Genomic DNA, 16,197 nt, shown 5'->3' on the forward strand with positions numbered 1-16,197 from the left:
CGTCGTCATTCGCCGTCTTTGTCGCCGCCCGTGCCCTTCGCGAGCTCCTGCAGCTGCTGCGTGTTCTTCAGCACCTCGGACAGCAGATCCTCGAGCTTGTCGTTGCCGGCGAGCTTGTTGCGCAGGTCGGCGAGCTTCGAACGCGCCTCGAGCAGGCGGCGCAACGGCTCGACCTGTTCGACGACTTCGTCCGGGCTGAAATCCGACAGCGAGCGGAACTTCAGGTCGACCGCGAACTTGCCGCCTTCCGGGCTCAGGCGGTTTTCCACCTGGAACGCGGCACGCGGTTCGATCGCCTTCATCACGTCGTCGAAATTGTCGCGGTCGATGTTGACGAACTTGCGGTCGCGCAGCTTCGGCTGCTCGATTTCGGACTGGCCCGCCAGATCGCCGACGACCCCGACGACGAACGGCAGTTCCTTCACCTCGATCGCATCGCCCTTCTCGACCTCGTAGGTCAGCTGGACGCGCGGCGGCCGTATTTTCTGCAAGCTTTTCTGAATGCTTTCTTTCTTGGCCATCTCGACGGCTCCCAGGTTAGTTGTGGTTATCGCGTCAGTTGCGGTTTCAGTTGCGCAGTGCGCCGAACGGATCCGCGCTGCCCTTTTGCGCGGCGGGCGGCGTCGGGGTCGGCGTCGGGGCGGCGCTCGCGGCCGTGTCCGTGGCCGGTGCGGCCCCCGCCTTCGCACGATGAACCGCACGGCGGCCGCCGTACTTCTTCGACTGCGCCCGCTGCTCCGGCGGGAACAGCGCCGACTCGCCGAGCGTGTCGCGCAGCTGCTTCGCGAGCGCCTGCGCGTCGGACTTCGCGTCGCCCGCGAGCGACGCATCCTGGCGCAGCTCGCCGAGCGACTGCGTCGCGATCCGCAGGCCGGCGACGGCCAGCACGCTCTTCGCCTGACGATCGGTCGCGTCGCGCTGCAGCGCTTCCTGGGCGGCGACGATCGCCTGCCCGTAATGGTTTTGTGCGAACTGGATTTGCGCGATGCGCGACCACGGCTCCTCGCGCGTCGGATCCGACTTCGCGAGCTGCTGGTACAGGCCCAGCGCCTTGTCCTGATCCCCCGCCTTCGCGACGGCGTCTGCATCGGCCAGCGACTTGTTGAACACTTCCGCAGTCGGCGGCGCGGACGGCTGGCTCGCACAGCCGGCGATCACGCCGCAAGCCACCACCACCCCAGACAGTTTTGCGAACAGACGGTCTTTCATCGTTATATCCACCGGCGCGTGAGTTTTAAATCGTTGAGAATCTGGTTCTTTTGCTTTGCAAGAAGCGCGCGGGTATAGTACCGATCAATTTTTCATAATTCAATCGTCGTGTGAAGAGTAATTCCTTTTAAAACCGGGCGCTACCCCCTCGAATGGCCTCTCGCTGCGGGCTCGCAGCGGTTTTTCCTCGGGCTGGAGCGCGCAAGTTTTACTGATCGCACGACGCGCCGCCGGGGCGGCGGAAAAAATTTCCGGGCGCTTGCCACGACGCGGGCGTGCTTAATAGTTGAACGATGCAACGTCGGGGATACGCAGCGCACGCGGCAATGCCCGGCAGTTTTGACAGGGATAAAGGCGGCACGCCGGAAAAACGATGAGATCGTCCATGATTCGCTACGCGCTGCCGCTGCTTGCGTGCGCCCTCCTGGCCGGATGCGCGGCCGCCCCGCTGCTCGGCTCGGCCGCGAGCGCCGTGATGTCCGCGGCCGGCATCGGCAAGCCCGAGGTGCCCGACGCGCAGAAGCCGCCGCGCAACATCGGGCTCACGCTGGCCGCCGCGCCGAACCTGAATGCCGCGACCGACCGCAAGCCGCTCGCGCTCGTCGTCCGGCTCTATGCGCTGAAGGACCCGACCTCGTTCCAGCAGGCGCCGTTCGACGCCTTTACCGATCCGACCAAGGAAAAAGCCGCACTCGGCGCCGATCTGCTGAACGTGCGCGAAATCACGCTGATTCCGGGCCAGCGCTATACGGCGACCGAGAAGGTATCGCGCGAGGCGCAGGCATTCGGTATCGTCGCGCTGTTCCGCGATCCCGCACTGCAACGATGGAAACTGACGTTCGATCCGGCGAAGTCGGAGAAATCCGGCATAATCGTCGGCCTGCATAATTGCGCGATGACGGTCACCGACGGCACGGTCATCGCACCGCAACAGGGTGCGCCTTCGCAACCGCTGAATATGCTGTCTTCGGTGTCCTGCGGTTAAACATGACGCACGAATGTCAATTAACAAGAGTTAACAATTGGCGATTTAATTCGGGCACGAACAAATCGATTACGTCGCAACGCCACATTAACCGGATTTGACATGAGTTATTCGGCCAAGGTGCTGTGGGGGGAAGGACTGTTCCTCCGGCCTCAACACTTTCAACGGCAGGACGCGTACCACGAGGCGCGCCTGTTCGAGTCCATCCAGGCGATCCAGCCGTACAACTGGGGCGTGCGCTCGGTGCGCATCGATCGCGACGCGCTCGGCAGCAACGTGCTGCGGGTAGCCGAACTCGCGCTCGTGTTCCCGGACGGCGCGCTGTATGCCGCGCCGCAGGCCGACGACCTGCCGCCGCCGATCGCGCTGGACACGTTGCCCGACGGCATCAACGAATTCGTGTTCTATCTCGCATTGCATCCGCTGCGCGAGAACGGCACCAACTACAGCGACGATCCGGCCACCGGCTTCATGACGCGGTTCGTCAGCGAGCAGACGAGCGTCGCCGACAACTTCACCGACGCCGCGGAAGCCGACATCACGTTCCTGAAGACGCAGGTCAAGCTGATCGCGCACAGCGAGCCGCGCGACCAGTTGCTGTCGGTGCCGCTCGTGCGCGTGCGCCGCACCGCGACGTCCGGCTTCGAGATCGACGACAGCTTCGTGCCGCCGTGCCTCGCGATCGAAGCGTCGCCGATCCTGCATCAGCGGCTGCGCCAGCTGGTCGACGCGCTGCAGGCGAAGGTGAACGCGCTGTACGGCTTCCACCGCGAGCCGTCGAAGAACATCATCGAATTCCGCTCGGGCGACATCGCGTCGTTCTGGCTGCTGCACACGGCGAACGCCGCATTCGCGACGCTCGCGCACCTGCACCAGCACGCGGCGCTGCATCCGGAACGGCTGTTCCAGGAACTGCTGCGCCTCGCGGGCCAGCTGATGACGTTCTCGAAAGGCTATACGCTCGCCGACTTGCCCGTGTATCGCCATGACGATCCGGGCCCGAGCTTCGCGCGTCTCGACCTGATGCTGCGCGAACTGCTCGACACCGTGATCTCGACGCGCTATTTCGCGATCACGCTCGACGAGGTGCGCCCGTCGTTCCACCTCGGCCGCCTCGATTCCGGCAAGATCGACGACAAGACAGAGTTCTACCTCGCGGTGTCCGCGGACATGCCGAGCGTCGAGCTCGTCGACGCGGTGCCGGCCCGCTTCAAGGTCGGCGCGCCCGACGACGTCGACAAGCTCGTGCTGTCGGCGATGCCGGGCGTGCGGCTGTCGTACACGCCGCAGGTGCCGCCCGCGATTCCGGTGCGCCCCGGCGCGTGCTACTTCGCGCTCGATTCGCGCAGCCCGCTGTACGAGCGCATGCTGCAGGCCCAGTCCGCGATGATCTATGCGCCGACTGGCATCAATGACCTGAAATTCGAACTGATCGCGGTCACATCATGAGCTACGCGCCTTCCCTGTTCGGCGACAACGTGCCGCCGCCCCTGCATAGCCCGGCGTCGACGGACTCCGCGTTCCAGGCCCGTTCGCTGCTCGATCTGCTGTACGACGGGTTCTTCATGCTGTTCCTGCTCAAGAACAAGCGGGAGCCGGACAGCGCCAGCGAGTTCAGCACGCGAATCCAGGAATTCCTGTCGGATTTCGAGCGCGGCGCGAAGAAGCTGAATATCGCCGCCGAGGACGTGTACGGCGCGAAGTTCGCGTTCTGTGCGGCGATCGACGAGATGGTGCTGTCGTCGCAGTTCAAGATCCGCGCGGACTGGGAACGCCGGCCGCTGCAGCTCGTGCTGTTCGGCGAGCAGCTCGCGGGGGAAAAGTTCTTCCAGTATCTCGAGGAATGTCGTGCGCAGGGCGCGGCGCGGTTGCAGTCGCTCGAGGTGTTTCACATGTGCCTGCTGCTCGGGTTCCAAGGCAAGTATCTGCTCGAGGGGCCGGAGAAGCTCGCTTATCTCACCGCACGGCTAGGCGACGAGATCGCGCATATGAAGGGCAAGCGCGCTGCGTTTGCTCCGCATTGGCCGCTGCCGGATCAGATCGCGCATCGGTTGAAGCGGGAGGTGCCGGTTTGGGCGATTGGGGCGGTGTTCGCGCTTGTGGCGCTGCTTGGGTATCTCGGGCTCAATACTTATCTCAAGGACAAGACGCTGCAGGCGTTGGCGCCTTATTCGCAAGTCATCAAGGTGGGGCCGGAGTCGGCTAATTTGACGATTTCGTTGCCTTGAGGGGCTTCGTACGAACGTGTCGATTCATGAAAGAAGGACCGCCCGGCGGTCCTTCGTTGCTGTGGCGCGTGGCGTGCATCGTCAGAGCAGGATGAAATCGTCGTTGTCGACGTAGAACACGAATGCATCGAACAATTGCGCGACGCTCGGTTCGTCGACCTGGTCATGCGCATTGATCACGATGTCCTCGATCGTCGCGCTGGTCAGTGTCACGCGCCAGCCGGGGTGCGGGGCGGTGGCGGGCGGCATGTCGGCTTCAGTGTGGTCGGCGTCTTTGAATGCGCCTTCTGTATCGAGCGTCCATGGCGTCGGCGGCAGACATAGCCATCCGGAGAAGTCGCCGGGGTGTTCGAGAATGTGCTTCAGCGACGCGGTGGTCGCGGTGATGGTCGACATGGGCAGTGCGTTGTAACGAGGATGAGTTTTGCTGGGCGCCGCAGTGTCACGTTGGCAGGCCGTCATTATGCCGATTCCACGACGGGGAAATTGGTCGGCTTGATCATCCTGCGTCGTGCGAGTGTCGAGGGGACCGGCTCGACGACAACACCCCGGGAGGAGGTATCCGGAATTTCGGGTGTGAGGCGGGTTGAGATTCAGACTTGAATCGTTCCGGATAACGCGCTGTTTAACCGCACTGAACTACCTGTCGCCAGCAGAGTTTGCTGCGAAACACCGGGCAATAGTGGATGCTCCTGCCGCTTTCCAGGAGCTGGTTTAAAGGGACTTTGCTAGAAGCCCATTGGCCCTATTGAAGGGGGCAGGTCAATCGGATTCTGGTAAGCGTGATCCGGTAGGGCGACAGACTGCCCCAGGTCACAATTTGGGGTGCTCGCAGGGCTGCGGGTCCAACTCTCAAACGGGCTCAGTGCACCAGACAATGGGCCGACCTCGGCAACCGCTACCTCGAAATACTAGATCGATGCGGTGGCGCTTCATACTTCGGGGTCGGACAGGTCCGATGAATCACTCTCAAGAGTTGGAGCCTCCACAAAATCCGGGGCGGTTCACTTGAGCTCGTCGCACTGACCAACGTCCCATTTTGAGCAGGGCTCGCAAGAACAACGAGCGAGCCCAAGTGGGTCGATTCAGCGCACCGGGTTACGCGCTGACTGGAAAAATTAGGCGCTACCTAGGTAGCCGTATGTGATTCCCTCTACGCGAACCCAGTCGTACTTCAACGCAATCGACGCGCCTTCCTTGCAATTGATCGTTATCGCAGCAACATTATCGGCGACGGTCGATACAAACGCCGCAACAATATTATCGTACCCCCACCCTCCGATGGAGAGGCCGGAAACACCGATAAATGACAAGCTTAGATAGACGACGTCATAGTCTTTCGGCCATCGGTTCGGCTGCGAAACAGGCTTCTGAGTGGTCATGATTCTCACCGACAGTCGAGGTTCGTCCCGCTTGAGTTGAACCTCAAGGATCTCGGCGCCATCAAGTGGTGCTTCGCTCCCATAAAGCACCGTAAGGGCTTGTGGATTCATGATCCGCTGTATCAGGTTCATTTCTTGTTCCGGCAGTCAAAGTAATAGTGATCATCCATTCCCTGAATCTTTCCTGTGCGGGTGTTTTCTTCGGGGCGTACGTTGTGGTGTGATGGTTGATCGCCGATCCCCCCTTCTCCAAATACGTGACCTGCAGAATGGTCTTGGATGACCACGTTTTTACCACCGACCTGATAGGTCAATTCCCGCGTCATGATGGGCTTGTTGTTGCCGCCAAGAAGCCAATTTCCGCTGGAATCCGTCAACGGGACCATTTTCTGGTCGATGGGCTGCTGAGACAAGGGGATGCCGAGCTGCCGACGAATATCCCTCAGACTTGAACGACGAGACTTACCACACGGATCGCAAGGGCAGCGAGCAAGGCCCAGCGGGTCGATCCACCCTGTTGGGTTGTCAGCATATTGATACGCGTTGATCCCGCCAGCCAGCCCAATTGGGTCTTTGCTGATGAAACGGCCGCTGCTCGGATCATAGTATCGATATCGGTTGTAAGCGAGTCCACTCTCCTCATCAAGCTGCTGCCCTTGGAATCGCAACGAATTCTTAGGCACAATCCCCGCCGCCTTCGACGCCCGCTCAATCACCTCCCGCGCTTCGCCCCAAGCCTTGTACGATGCTTCCCACACAACGTCGCCGTCGTCGTCCGTCAGCATCTGCGGCGTACCGATCTGATCGCAGTGGTAATAGAACACCGCCGCATTGCCCCGCCGCTCCGGCACCTTCTGCAGCGGATCCTCCTCCGGCACATAGCGGTCGGTACTCTTCCACTCCGGCGTCGCGATCCCCTCGACCCGCTCCGCCACATACTGCGCCAGCGGCACGAACGTCCCCGGCTCGTAGAGATAGTGCGTGCCGCGCTCGCCATCACTCTCGTACGCCAGCGTGTCACCATCCCACCCGAACACCGTCCGCTCGCCGTTCACCTCCTTCGCAATACGCCGACCGAATGCGTCATAGAAATACCGCACCTGACTCTGCCGCGACGTCTCGGCAACGCGCGCAGACAGCATGCGATTGAACTCATCCCACTCGTATTCCTGCTCACCCGCCGGCGTACGCTTGCGCGCCAGATTCCCGCGTGCGTCGTACTCGAAGTGCATCCCTGCATACGCCTTCAGCAGGTTACCGAGCACCTTCGGCACCTCGACCGGCAACGTACTTTCCGGCCGCACCGGGCTCGGACGCGATGCCGGCGTCTCCGCGGTCCGCACCGGATCGATGATGTTGCTCGCCGGATCGAATGCAAACCGTTCCTTCGCGATGGGACTGATCGCTTCGATCAACCGTCCGACCGGATCGTATCGATAGTCGGTCCCGCCCTTGCGGCTGTCCTCGATCCGCGACAACTGCCCCACCGCGTCATAGCGATACCGCCGCTCGGCAAGCGGCGCGGGTGACGTCGACCGTTGGATCGTCTGCTGCAGCACGCGTCCGGCCGGATCGTAGTGCGTGCGCTGCCCGACCTTGCTCGACAGCACACGCACCGTCTCGCGATGAAGATCGTCACGCTCGAACTGCACGCGCTCCTCGCCATCGAGCAACATTCCGTGCACATGTCCCGAGCCATACATCAACCAGTCGACCACATGCCCGTCCGGCCGAACGGTCCGCCGCCGATTGCCGAGTTCGTCGTATTCGTGATGCCACACGTAGCTGCGCCGGTCGCCGAACAGATCGTAGGCGTGATGTTCACGCACGAGATTACCAACTGGATCGAAGAAGAACTGCACGCGGCTGTACCGATTCACCGCGTCGATCAACCTGCCGCTCGGATCGTAGGCAAACCGTTCCTCGCTTTCCCCCGCGACGCGCTTCAGCAGTCGGCCGCTTACATCGATGTCGACCGACGTCACGCAACCCGCTTCATCGATCGAAATAAGACTGCCGCTGTCCGGATCGTACTGATAGCGCGTCGACTTGCCGTCGAAGCCGACTTCCTCGATCAGCCGCCCCGCAGGATCGTAGTGAAACTGATACGTCGAAAAGTTCGCATCGGTCAACGCGGTCAAGCGCCCGAGACGGTCATAGCGATACGCGACCGTCTGCCCGAGCGCATCGGCGCGACGCGCAATGCGACCGACCGCATCATAGCCATATCGCGTCGAACGATTGAACTGGTCCGTGTGCCGGAGCAAGCGGCCTTCAGCATCGTATTGGAGCTGCTCGACGCCGGCAGGCGAGCGAACTTCAGTCGGCTGCCCGTTCGGTCCGTACCGATAGGCAGCCACACCGCCGGCCGCGTCCTTTGTCTCGATCACACGCCCGATGTCGTCGTAGCGCCACTCCGTCTTCTTTCCGGAGCAGTCCGTATAGCTCGTCATCTGCCCGGCATTGTTGTACTCGATCGTCTTCGAGCCGCCCTTTGCGTCGATGATCTGCGTCGGCAAACCCTTGTCGTTGTATTCGTACTTCGTCGAATGCTCGAGCGGATCGATTTCCTCGACGAGGTTTCCGGCATCGTCATACTTGCGCTGCCACACATGCCCGTTCGGATCGACGAGCCGGATCATCTGATCCTTGTCGTCATACGCCATCTCGACAACGCTGCCGTCCGCCCGTTCGTGCTGAACCAGATTGCCGCGCGCGTCGTATTCGCGCCGCTCGATGCTGCCATCCTGCCGGATATGCAATACCAGATTGTGGTGGGCATCGCGCCGGAACCACTCCTGGTTACCGTCCGGATACACGATCCGGTACACGTAGCCGTGGATGTTGAAGTAGTACCGCGTCGTCTGACCGAGGGCATCGGTCACGTAGGTCAGGCGGATGTTCGGATTCCATGCGAGCCGAAGATCGAGACTCCCGTCGTCGGCGTATTCGCGAATACATTTCGCGTCTGCGTTGTCTTCAGCATCCGCGCCATCCCATTCGAGCGTCATCCCGCGGCCCGTGCGATCGGTATAGCGCGTCACCAGGTGGCGGTGATATTGATACGTCCGCGCGTTGCCATGACGATCGACCGCGCGCACGAGATCGCCGTTCGCATCGTATTCGTAGCGAGCCAGCGTGCGACGCGCACCGTCCTTGAGCACATGCTCGATCTGTACGATCCGGCCATGCCGGTCGTGCTCGAACGCGAGCACATTGCCGCTCGCATCGATCACGCGTGCAACGCGATCAAGCGCATCGTAGTCGAGCGTGATCGTGTTGCCGGCACGGTCCTTCTGCATCGCGAGCCGGAACGCGTCGCCACGGCGCTCGTATACATGCAGCGCGTCATGGCCGTATGCGATCGTCACCCACGTATCGTCGAGCCGCGACAGCGTCAGATTCTCGGACAGATCATCGTGCGCCGCGCCGGCCGCCAGTGCCGGATACTCGATGCTGCGCCCTTCCACATCGCGATAGATCCACTGACCGTTCTTGAGGTCGATTCGCGTCGTGTACGGCGTAATCCACCGCGCGCCCAGCTCTCCGTTGTCATAGGCCGACAGCCGGGAGCGATACGTACGCTCCCAAACGAGCGGCATGGCGCCCGGCAGGTCGAAATCCACGTGGGAGAACGTTTCGTCACCGAAAGCGAAGTCGATCGATGCCGGCGATGCCCCGACCCCACACGCCTTGCACGTGCTCTTCCCCGGCCCTTCGGCCGGCGCCTGCCCCTCCGTTTTCTCGAGCCCCTCCTGCCCGCGCGTCTTCTTCGCCTGGCTTTTCCCGCTCGCCTTGACGTCCGCAGTCTGCTCATGAAGCTTCGCACGTGCCTTCACCCGCCCGACCGCCTCGATCAGCTGCACGACCAGCCACATCATCTTGCCTTCTTCGCTGCCGGCGAGCGAACGGATCGACTTCGCGATCTTCGGCGCCTCGGTCCGAAGGAAGGTCACCGTGCTGCGAAACGGCTCGAGCCACGCATCCGGCGCAAGTTTCGCCGCCGTGCCCGCCGCCTTGTTGACAACCTTCTTCCCCAGCGCCTTGGTCCCCTCGTACGCGAACTGGATGCCGTCACCGACCCGGCTCGGGCTGTACCACGGCCGGTTGTCCGCCATCTTCTGCGCAAGCTGTTGCTGGCGTTTCAGATTGGCGTTGGCATCGAAGAGCTGTCCGTGCAGCGCTTTGTCCATGCCGGTCGCCAGCGCGATCATGAGCTCCTCGGCTTTCGACGCGCATCCGTCGAGCAGTTCGACGAGGCCAGCCTTCAGCTTGTTCAAAAAATCCTCGATCTCGGTCGCGCAGGTCGCATTGATATGCGTGACCAGCACGGAGATGATCGCCGCGCCGAGATTGTTGCGGGTCGCCAGCAATTCGTGACGGACGAGCGCGAGCAGCGGGCGCGCGGACATCCGGAACGGCGCGAGTGTCGGCGGAATCGGAATGATGCCGAGCAGGTTGATCGCAAGGCTCATGTAGTCGAGCACCTGGCCACCGCGCTTCTCGACGATTTCGGCAATATCGCCCAGCGCGTCGACCATCGCCATGATGTTGCCGACGATCGGTACGGCGCCGGCAAACGTCTTCACGTCCTCGAACGTGATGTGATTGCCGCTGATACGGCGCAACCATGCGTCGAAGCGGTTGCCGACCGCCGCGACGTCCTTGGCGGAAACATCGCTGAGCCACGTAACAGCCTGTTCCTTCTCCGCGCCCGGTGGAAGTTGTTGTGCCATGTCGTTCTTCGTTCAATTCGTATTTTTTAAAGACGGCCGACAAGCCGCCCTCTCAGGATTTCAGCGGTCCGCCAAACCCGCTCGTCGGCAGCTTCATACCTGTCGCGCCCGCGGCCGACGCCACGGTCGTGGCGCCCTTGCCCGCGATGCCGGCGACGCCCGGCAATGCGCTCTGCAACGCGCCCGACGCGGCATTCGCAGCCGGCGCGGCAAGCGCGGCAAGCCCGCCCTGACGGGCGGCCTGAACCATCCCGGCCACCTGCTTCGCCGCACCGCTCAGGGTCGAGGCCGTCTGCAACGCCGACGCAACGCCGGCTCCGCCCAACGCGGTCGCCGCAGCCGGCAATGCCGAGCTCGCGAGCCCGCCGAGGGCCGCGCCCGCGCTGCCGCCGCTCACCAGCCCCATCGCCGCCGCCGTCGCGGCCGGTGCCATCCCCTGCAACTGGCTCGCGAGCTGTCCGCTCGCCGCGGCCTGCGCGGCTTCCGCCGACGGTTGCACGGGCTCCGCCGGCCACTTCGCCTGCTTGAAATAGTTCGCCGGCTGATCCGACTCGCGTGGGTCCTTCCCGAATTCGACGCGCACCGCGCCGGGTGGCAACCCGCTCACAACCGTATGACCGCTGTTGTCGAGTGCGCCTTTCTTCAGCACGGCGCCGTTCACGTCCTTCACCGTGAACAGTCCGCCTTTCACCGCCTCGCCGTTCACGTACTTGTGAAACAGTTCGAGCTGCCCCGGCTGATCCGGCCGCGGGCTCGGCAACGGATACCCCATGCTCGCCGGACCCGCGAACGTATGCGACGCCCCCTTCACATCGATGGCGCCCGGCGCATGAATCTCGATGTTGCCGTCCTTGATGCGGATATACCCGCCGCCGCTCGTCAGCAAAATGCCCTGATCGGCCGCGATCTCGATCCGGTCGGTTGCGGACACAACCTTTACCGCCTTCTGCGCGGTCACCTCGACGTTGTCCGACTGCGCCTGGATCTCGACCTTGCCCTTGCCCGCGAACAGCTTCATCCCCGCGTTCTGCACGAACAGGCTCAGCTTCTGCCCGATGCTGCCGATCAGCGACTTGCCCGCCGCGACATGCACGCTTTGCCCGCTCGCGACGTTCACGTGATCGTTCGCGACCACGTGCATCGACTGCTGCGTCGACATCCCGATCCCCGACGGGCTGCCGAACAGCATCACCGGTTCCTTGAATGCGTTCGCGCTGCCGGTGCCGCCGCCCGCCGTACGTCCGCCGGACGCGTTGCCCGACGCACTGTCCTGCGTCGCGTCGGTGAACGCACGCATCGTGTCGTGCGCTTCCTTCAGGCTTTCCGCCTGATGCTGCTCGCTCACGCCCGACATCGCTTCGATCAGGCTCTCGCCCGTCACGAGCTGCTGCTGCGCTTCCTTCACGTCGAGCGGCTGGCTGTTCGCCGCCTTCGGATGGGTCGTGACGTACAGGCCCTGGCTCGCCCGCACCGCGCCATACGCATCCGAGCGCAGATCGAAGCCGCTGCCGAGATACGACCCGCGCGAATTGCCGCTCTGGTCGATGATGTAGCCGAGATGCAGCAGGCTGTTCGCGCTGCTGCTCATCAGCTGCACGCGGTTCTGCCCCGTCGCGTCGTCCATCACGAGCTGGTTGTAGCCGCCGCCCGAATACTCCTTCGACCGATACCCTGACAGAATCCCGTCGCTATGCCACTGCGGCTGGTTCGCGCCGTTGTACACGCGCCCGACGGCCAGCGGTCGGTCGCAATCGCCGCCGACATAGTCGATCAGCACTTCCTCGCCGATGCGCGGCACGTGCACGCCGCCGTAGCCGCCACCCGTGTCCGACTGCACGACGCGCACCCAGCACGACGCGTTTTCGTTACCCGGGTTCAGGCGATCCCACACGAACTGCACGCGGATCCGGTTCAACTCGTCGGTATAGACTTCCTCGCCCTGCGGCCCGACGACGATCGCCGTCTCGAGATGCATCTTCGGCTTCTCGTGTTCGAACGGGCTGCGATACGGCACGCTGACGCGCTGCGCTTCGACCTCGACGAGATAGAAGCCGACCGAGCCGTCGTCGTGCGGCACGCGAAACGCGGGGTCGGCGCCATAGCCGTCCTGCGCCTGCGTCAGCGCATCGCGCAGGCTGTACGGGAAGTCCGCACTGCTGTTGGCAACGGGCAGGTTGTTCTCGATCCACCATTCGACGCCGATCGTCGCGAATTCGCGCTGATCGGCCGGATCGCGATCGTGTTCGGGATGGTCCGCCAGCGTGAAGCGCCGGCCGGCATCGATCGCACGCACGCCGCCCGCGCCGTGGAAGCGCTTCGCCTCCGACTCCCACTGCTCCATCCGGATCTTCGTCAGATGGTCGCCGCGCGTCTGGTCCAGATAGGTGTACGCACCGGTGTATTCGTAGACTTCGAGCTGGTCGGGCAATTCACCCTGGCCGGCCATCGTCGGCAGCGTCGTGCCCTTCGGGTTCGACGGTTGCGACGGATTCTTGTAGTCGAACGTGCGTGTCGATCGGGCCACGCTCTGCAGCGTGCGCGTGCCCGACCATTGCGTGAGCGCGTCGGCTTCGCTCGCCGCGCCGCCGTGATAGAAGCGCACGGCCTGCGGCGACAGCGGCGCAAACGCCTGCAGGTTGTCGGTGATCACGAGCGTATGCGACTTGCCGTCGTCGGCCTGCTGCCAGATGGTGTAAAGGCCTTCGCTCTCCATCAGCCGATGTACGAAATGCCAGTCGGTGTCGTGCTGGCGCGTGTACGAACGGTTCGGCAACGGCTTCGACAGCGCAAAGCGAAAATGGCCCTTCGCCTGCGGATGCTGGTCCAGCACGTCGCTGATGATCTGGTCGACGGTCGTATCGTTCCAGATCCGCTGGTCGCGACGGAACTTCAGGAAATGGGTGAAATCGGCGAACGTGAGCTGATAGGTCGTGAGCCCGCCGTCGGCGCCCAGACGACGCGCGGTGTGCACATAGCCATTCACCGGCCGGTAGCTGCGATCGCCCTGCTGGATCCACAACGTGACCGGCTGCGCGATCAGTTTTTTGAGTTCCACATCGCTGTCGGTCGACAGCACGTCCAGCGTGAATTCGTACGCGCGCCCGATGCGTGAGCGGCCGACCGCCCGCTGCACGGTCAGCACGTTCGCCCCCAACGGGGTGTCGAGCTTCAGCAGCCGGTCCTGCTGAAGCAACCCGCCGCGCAATGCGGCAACAGTGTTCTGCATGTTCATGGCAACGGCCTTTTCTTCTTTTGACGCGCCCTCGGATGGCGCGCTGAGCGATTTCGCTCGCGCGATTTTACAGACAAATTACGGCCCGAATCGGAAAATGACCTGATTTAAAAGACTATTTTTAAGCGGATTCCGAATGCCCGCGGCGAACGCTCGAACAGGCAGGCGCCGTGCACAGCGGTTGCCGTCACACTGCATTGCCGCCTTCAATCCGCTGAAATCGAGTGCAATCAGGGCCAATTCGACTTCCGGTGCGGCGCGGTTGCGAGTAGTGTCTACGTGCCCGTATTGCGGCCCACCGAGGCCGGTCAGCGCCCGGTGCCCGGCGCTCACCACAACACCCTGCTGACCACTGGAGATCTGCGATGAAACGTTCGAAGTTCCTGCTGTCGGGCCTGCTGCTCGCGTCGGCCCTCGGCTTCACGGCCGTCGCCGCGCACGCGGACGACCTGCTCGATTCCGTGAAGAAAGCCGGCGTGCTGCGGGTCGGCCTCGAAGGCACGTATCCGCCGTTCAACTCGCGCGGCACGTCCGGCCAGCTCGAAGGCTTCGACGTCGACGTCGCGAACGCGGTCGCCGGCAAGCTCGGCGTGAAGACGCAGTTCGTCCCGACGGAATGGAGCGGCATCATCGCGGGGCTGCAGGCCGGCAAGTTCGACGTGATCGTCAACCAGGTCACGATCACGCCGCAACGCAAGGAAGCGCTCGACTTCAGCGAGCCGTACACGTACTCGGCCGCGCAACTGATCCAGCGCAAGGACGACACGCGCAACTTCAAGTCGCTCGAGGACTTCAAGGGCAAGAAGCTCGGCGTGACGCTCGGCACCAACTACGACCAGATGGCGCGCAGCGTGCCGGGCATCGAGGTGCAGACGTATCCGGGCGCGCCGGAGAAGCTGCGCGACCTCGCCGCGGGTCGGATCGAGGCGACGCTCGACGATCGGCTGATGCTGCCGTACATGATCAAGACGTCGAACCTGCCGCTGCGCTCGGGGGCGGTGCTGAACGGCGGCAAGCAGGAGATGGCGATCCCGTTCCGCAAGGGCAACCCGAAGTTCGAGAAGGCGATCAACGATGCGCTCGAGTCGCTGCGCAAGGACGGCACGCTGAAGAAGATCTCGACGCACTGGTTCGGCAGCGACGTGACGGTACCGGTCGCGCAGTAAGCGGTTCGGCGCGCGCTCAATGCGTCACGCTTTTCGCTGCGGCGAAGGCGTGACGCGCAGATGCAAGCGTCTTGCCTCCTTCTTCCTCTTTTCCGTTTTCCGTCAGGCCGCCTCGTCGAAGCGGGCAAGCAGCATCTGGCCAATCGGCGTCAGCGCCGGGCGCGCCGCTATCTCGTCTACGCGTACCTGCGTGTCGTCGACCAGCTGCTTTTCGACGAGCACGGCGAACGCCGGGTTCGCGAGGTCGACACTGTCGGGCGCGCGCGCAATGCGCAGCAGCATAGAGAATTCATGCGGACTCAACATGGTCCATGTCTCCTGATCGTCCGCGATGCATTCGATCGGCGTCGATCACGTTTTCGAATGGAATGGATGGGAGGCCGAAGCCGATGCGCTGCCGGGAGCGAGATCCCGGGTGATCCTGCGCGACGCGGGCACGGCGTCGGATGCGATCACGCACACCCCGATCGCGACAATGCTGCCGCGGCGGGAACGTGCAACATTAGAGATGCGGCGTGACGCGGGCGTGACAAGAAAAAGGGGGTAACGACAGTGCTCGCGACATCACGGCGCGCAGCCCCATGAACGAAAAAGGGGTTACGGAAAACTCCGTAACCCCTTTTCGGATTTGGTGCCGGCTGCAGGACTCGAACCCGCCACCTGATGATTACAAATCAACTGCTCTACCAGATGAGCTAAGCCGGCGTAGCGCGAGATTCTACCTCATTTCACGATCTTGAGGCGAGGTCTGCTACCGCCTTTCGAGCCGTCGCCGTCGGTTTTCGGCGGTTCGTCGACGCCTTCGGACGGCTCCTCGTTCGCCCCGCTGTCGGCGACGGGCGCCAACGGCGATACGGACTCGTCGCGCTGCGCGTCATCGGCCGGCGCGGCGTCATCGTCGAACGCACCCGAATCCGCACCCTCGCCTGCGACCGCATCGACCTGGAACGCCATGCCCTGCCCGTTCTCGCGCGCGTAGATCGCGAGCACGTTGGCCACCGGAATCTCGATCTTGTGCGCCTTCCCGGAGAACCGGGCCGTGAACTCGATCCACTCGTTGCCCATCTGCAACTGGCTCGTCGCCTCGAAGCTGATGTTGAGCACGATCTCGCCGTCACGCACGAACTGACGCGGCACGCGCGTCGAGTTGTCGACCCTCACCGCGATATGCGGCGTGTAACCGTTATCGGTGCACCACTCGTACAACGCGCGCAGCAGATAAGGCTTCGTTGAAATCTCTTGCATCACAATCCTCGAAC

Annotated in this window: 13 protein-coding genes and 1 tRNA gene; 5 read left to right on the plus strand and 9 right to left on the minus strand. The window is 63.1% G+C overall.

The window, feature by feature from the left end:
• Nucleotides 1-5: 5 nt before the first annotated feature.
• Together tssB and HWX76_RS06005 are read right to left on the minus strand one after the other, a co-directional pair.
• A complete protein-coding gene (gene tssB / locus HWX76_RS06000; RefSeq protein ID WP_006484395.1) occupies nucleotides 6-521 on the minus strand; it encodes a type VI secretion system contractile sheath small subunit in 516 nt (171 codons plus the stop codon).
• A 46-nt stretch (nucleotides 522-567) separates the two neighbouring features.
• Nucleotides 568-1,209, minus strand: a complete 642-nt coding sequence (locus HWX76_RS06005) for a tetratricopeptide repeat protein (protein ID WP_050013103.1) — start codon at nucleotides 1,207-1,209, stop codon at nucleotides 568-570.
• A gap of 373 nt (nucleotides 1,210-1,582) precedes the next feature.
• Between HWX76_RS06005 and tssJ the strand changes: the two genes are divergently transcribed.
• From tssJ to icmH, 3 genes are all read left to right on the plus strand, one after another.
• Nucleotides 1,583-2,194, plus strand: coding sequence for a type VI secretion system lipoprotein TssJ (gene tssJ / locus HWX76_RS06010; RefSeq protein ID WP_089488118.1), 612 nt, complete (start codon nucleotides 1,583-1,585; stop codon nucleotides 2,192-2,194).
• Nucleotides 2,195-2,296: 102 nt separating this feature from the next.
• Nucleotides 2,297-3,643 (plus strand): type VI secretion system baseplate subunit TssK, encoded by a 1,347-nt coding sequence (tssK, locus tag HWX76_RS06015; RefSeq protein ID WP_176015601.1) that lies wholly within the window; start codon nucleotides 2,297-2,299, stop codon nucleotides 3,641-3,643.
• Nucleotides 3,640-4,422, plus strand: a complete 783-nt coding sequence (gene icmH / locus HWX76_RS06020) for a type IVB secretion system protein IcmH/DotU (RefSeq protein WP_050013105.1) — start codon at nucleotides 3,640-3,642, stop codon at nucleotides 4,420-4,422. The genes tssK and icmH overlap by 4 nt, the downstream gene beginning before the upstream one ends.
• A gap of 81 nt (nucleotides 4,423-4,503) precedes the next feature.
• On the opposite strand, the gene HWX76_RS06025 is transcribed toward icmH, so the two are convergent.
• The 4 genes from HWX76_RS06025 to HWX76_RS06040 all read right to left on the minus strand — a co-directional run bounded on the left by HWX76_RS06025 (nucleotide 4,504) and on the right by HWX76_RS06040 (nucleotide 13,772).
• Nucleotides 4,504-4,818: a hypothetical protein gene (locus tag HWX76_RS06025; RefSeq protein ID WP_124631201.1), complete on the minus strand. Its 315-nt coding sequence runs from the start codon at nucleotides 4,816-4,818 to the stop codon at nucleotides 4,504-4,506.
• Between the two features lie 722 nt (nucleotides 4,819-5,540).
• The gene (locus tag HWX76_RS06030; RefSeq protein ID WP_124631200.1) at nucleotides 5,541-5,936 is read right to left on the minus strand and encodes an immunity 50 family protein; all 396 of its coding nucleotides are present in this window, start codon (nucleotides 5,934-5,936) and stop codon (nucleotides 5,541-5,543) included.
• Nucleotides 5,933-10,540, minus strand: a complete 4,608-nt coding sequence (locus tag HWX76_RS06035; protein ID WP_176015602.1) for an RHS repeat-associated core domain-containing protein — start codon at nucleotides 10,538-10,540, stop codon at nucleotides 5,933-5,935. Before HWX76_RS06035 ends, HWX76_RS06030 begins: the two co-directional genes overlap by 4 nt.
• Nucleotides 10,541-10,592: 52 nt before the next feature.
• Nucleotides 10,593-13,772 (minus strand): type VI secretion system Vgr family protein, encoded by a 3,180-nt coding sequence (locus HWX76_RS06040; protein ID WP_124631198.1) that lies wholly within the window; start codon nucleotides 13,770-13,772, stop codon nucleotides 10,593-10,595.
• A gap of 365 nt (nucleotides 13,773-14,137) precedes the next feature.
• Here HWX76_RS06040 and HWX76_RS06045 point away from each other — a divergent pair, with 365 nt between their 5' ends.
• Complete coding sequence (locus HWX76_RS06045; RefSeq protein ID WP_050013111.1) at nucleotides 14,138-14,938, plus strand: cystine ABC transporter substrate-binding protein; 801 nt, start codon at nucleotides 14,138-14,140, stop codon at nucleotides 14,936-14,938.
• Nucleotides 14,939-15,040: 102 nt separating this feature from the next.
• Here the strand turns inward: HWX76_RS06045 and HWX76_RS06050 are convergent, their stop codons facing one another.
• Nucleotides 15,041-15,244, minus strand: coding sequence for a hypothetical protein (locus HWX76_RS06050; protein ID WP_050013112.1), 204 nt, complete (start codon nucleotides 15,242-15,244; stop codon nucleotides 15,041-15,043).
• Nucleotides 15,245-15,269: 25 nt separating this feature from the next.
• On the opposite strand from HWX76_RS06050, the gene HWX76_RS06055 reads away from it, so the two are divergent.
• Nucleotides 15,270-15,485, plus strand: coding sequence for a hypothetical protein (locus HWX76_RS06055; RefSeq protein ID WP_143328865.1), 216 nt, complete (start codon nucleotides 15,270-15,272; stop codon nucleotides 15,483-15,485).
• Between the two features lie 82 nt (nucleotides 15,486-15,567).
• Here HWX76_RS06055 and HWX76_RS06060 read toward each other — a convergent pair.
• Together HWX76_RS06060 and HWX76_RS06065 are read right to left on the minus strand one after the other, a co-directional pair.
• Nucleotides 15,568-15,643 (minus strand) — tRNA-Thr (locus tag HWX76_RS06060).
• Nucleotides 15,644-15,661: 18 nt separating this feature from the next.
• Nucleotides 15,662-16,183, minus strand: a complete 522-nt coding sequence (locus HWX76_RS06065; RefSeq protein WP_089488092.1) for a ClpXP protease specificity-enhancing factor — start codon at nucleotides 16,181-16,183, stop codon at nucleotides 15,662-15,664.
• Nucleotides 16,184-16,197: the final 14 nt, after the last annotated feature.

It is taken from the genome of Burkholderia sp. BCC0398 (assembly GCF_902833245.1).
Taxonomy (GTDB): Bacteria; Pseudomonadota; Gammaproteobacteria; order Burkholderiales; family Burkholderiaceae; genus Burkholderia; species Burkholderia sola.

Excerpts from the sequence above, each read along its gene's own strand:
- tssB (WP_006484395.1), bottom strand. The coding sequence starts at position 521 with ATGGCCAAGAAAGAAAGCATTCAGAAAAGCTTGCAGAAAATACGGCCG.
- HWX76_RS06005 (WP_050013103.1), bottom strand. The coding sequence starts at position 1,209 with ATGAAAGACCGTCTGTTCGCAAAACTGTCTGGGGTGGTGGTGGCTTGC.
- tssJ (WP_089488118.1), top strand. The coding sequence starts at position 1,583 with ATGAGATCGTCCATGATTCGCTACGCGCTGCCGCTGCTTGCGTGCGCC.
- tssK (WP_176015601.1), top strand. The coding sequence starts at position 2,297 with ATGAGTTATTCGGCCAAGGTGCTGTGGGGGGAAGGACTGTTCCTCCGG.
- icmH (WP_050013105.1), top strand. The coding sequence starts at position 3,640 with ATGAGCTACGCGCCTTCCCTGTTCGGCGACAACGTGCCGCCGCCCCTG.
- HWX76_RS06025 (WP_124631201.1), bottom strand. The coding sequence starts at position 4,818 with ATGTCGACCATCACCGCGACCACCGCGTCGCTGAAGCACATTCTCGAA.
- HWX76_RS06030 (WP_124631200.1), bottom strand. The coding sequence starts at position 5,936 with ATGAACCTGATACAGCGGATCATGAATCCACAAGCCCTTACGGTGCTT.
- HWX76_RS06035 (WP_176015602.1), bottom strand. The coding sequence starts at position 10,540 with ATGGCACAACAACTTCCACCGGGCGCGGAGAAGGAACAGGCTGTTACG.
- HWX76_RS06040 (WP_124631198.1), bottom strand. The coding sequence starts at position 13,772 with ATGAACATGCAGAACACTGTTGCCGCATTGCGCGGCGGGTTGCTTCAG.
- HWX76_RS06045 (WP_050013111.1), top strand. The coding sequence starts at position 14,138 with ATGAAACGTTCGAAGTTCCTGCTGTCGGGCCTGCTGCTCGCGTCGGCC.
- HWX76_RS06050 (WP_050013112.1), bottom strand. The coding sequence starts at position 15,244 with ATGTTGAGTCCGCATGAATTCTCTATGCTGCTGCGCATTGCGCGCGCG.
- HWX76_RS06055 (WP_143328865.1), top strand. The coding sequence starts at position 15,270 with ATGCATTCGATCGGCGTCGATCACGTTTTCGAATGGAATGGATGGGAG.
- HWX76_RS06065 (WP_089488092.1), bottom strand. The coding sequence starts at position 16,183 with ATGCAAGAGATTTCAACGAAGCCTTATCTGCTGCGCGCGTTGTACGAG.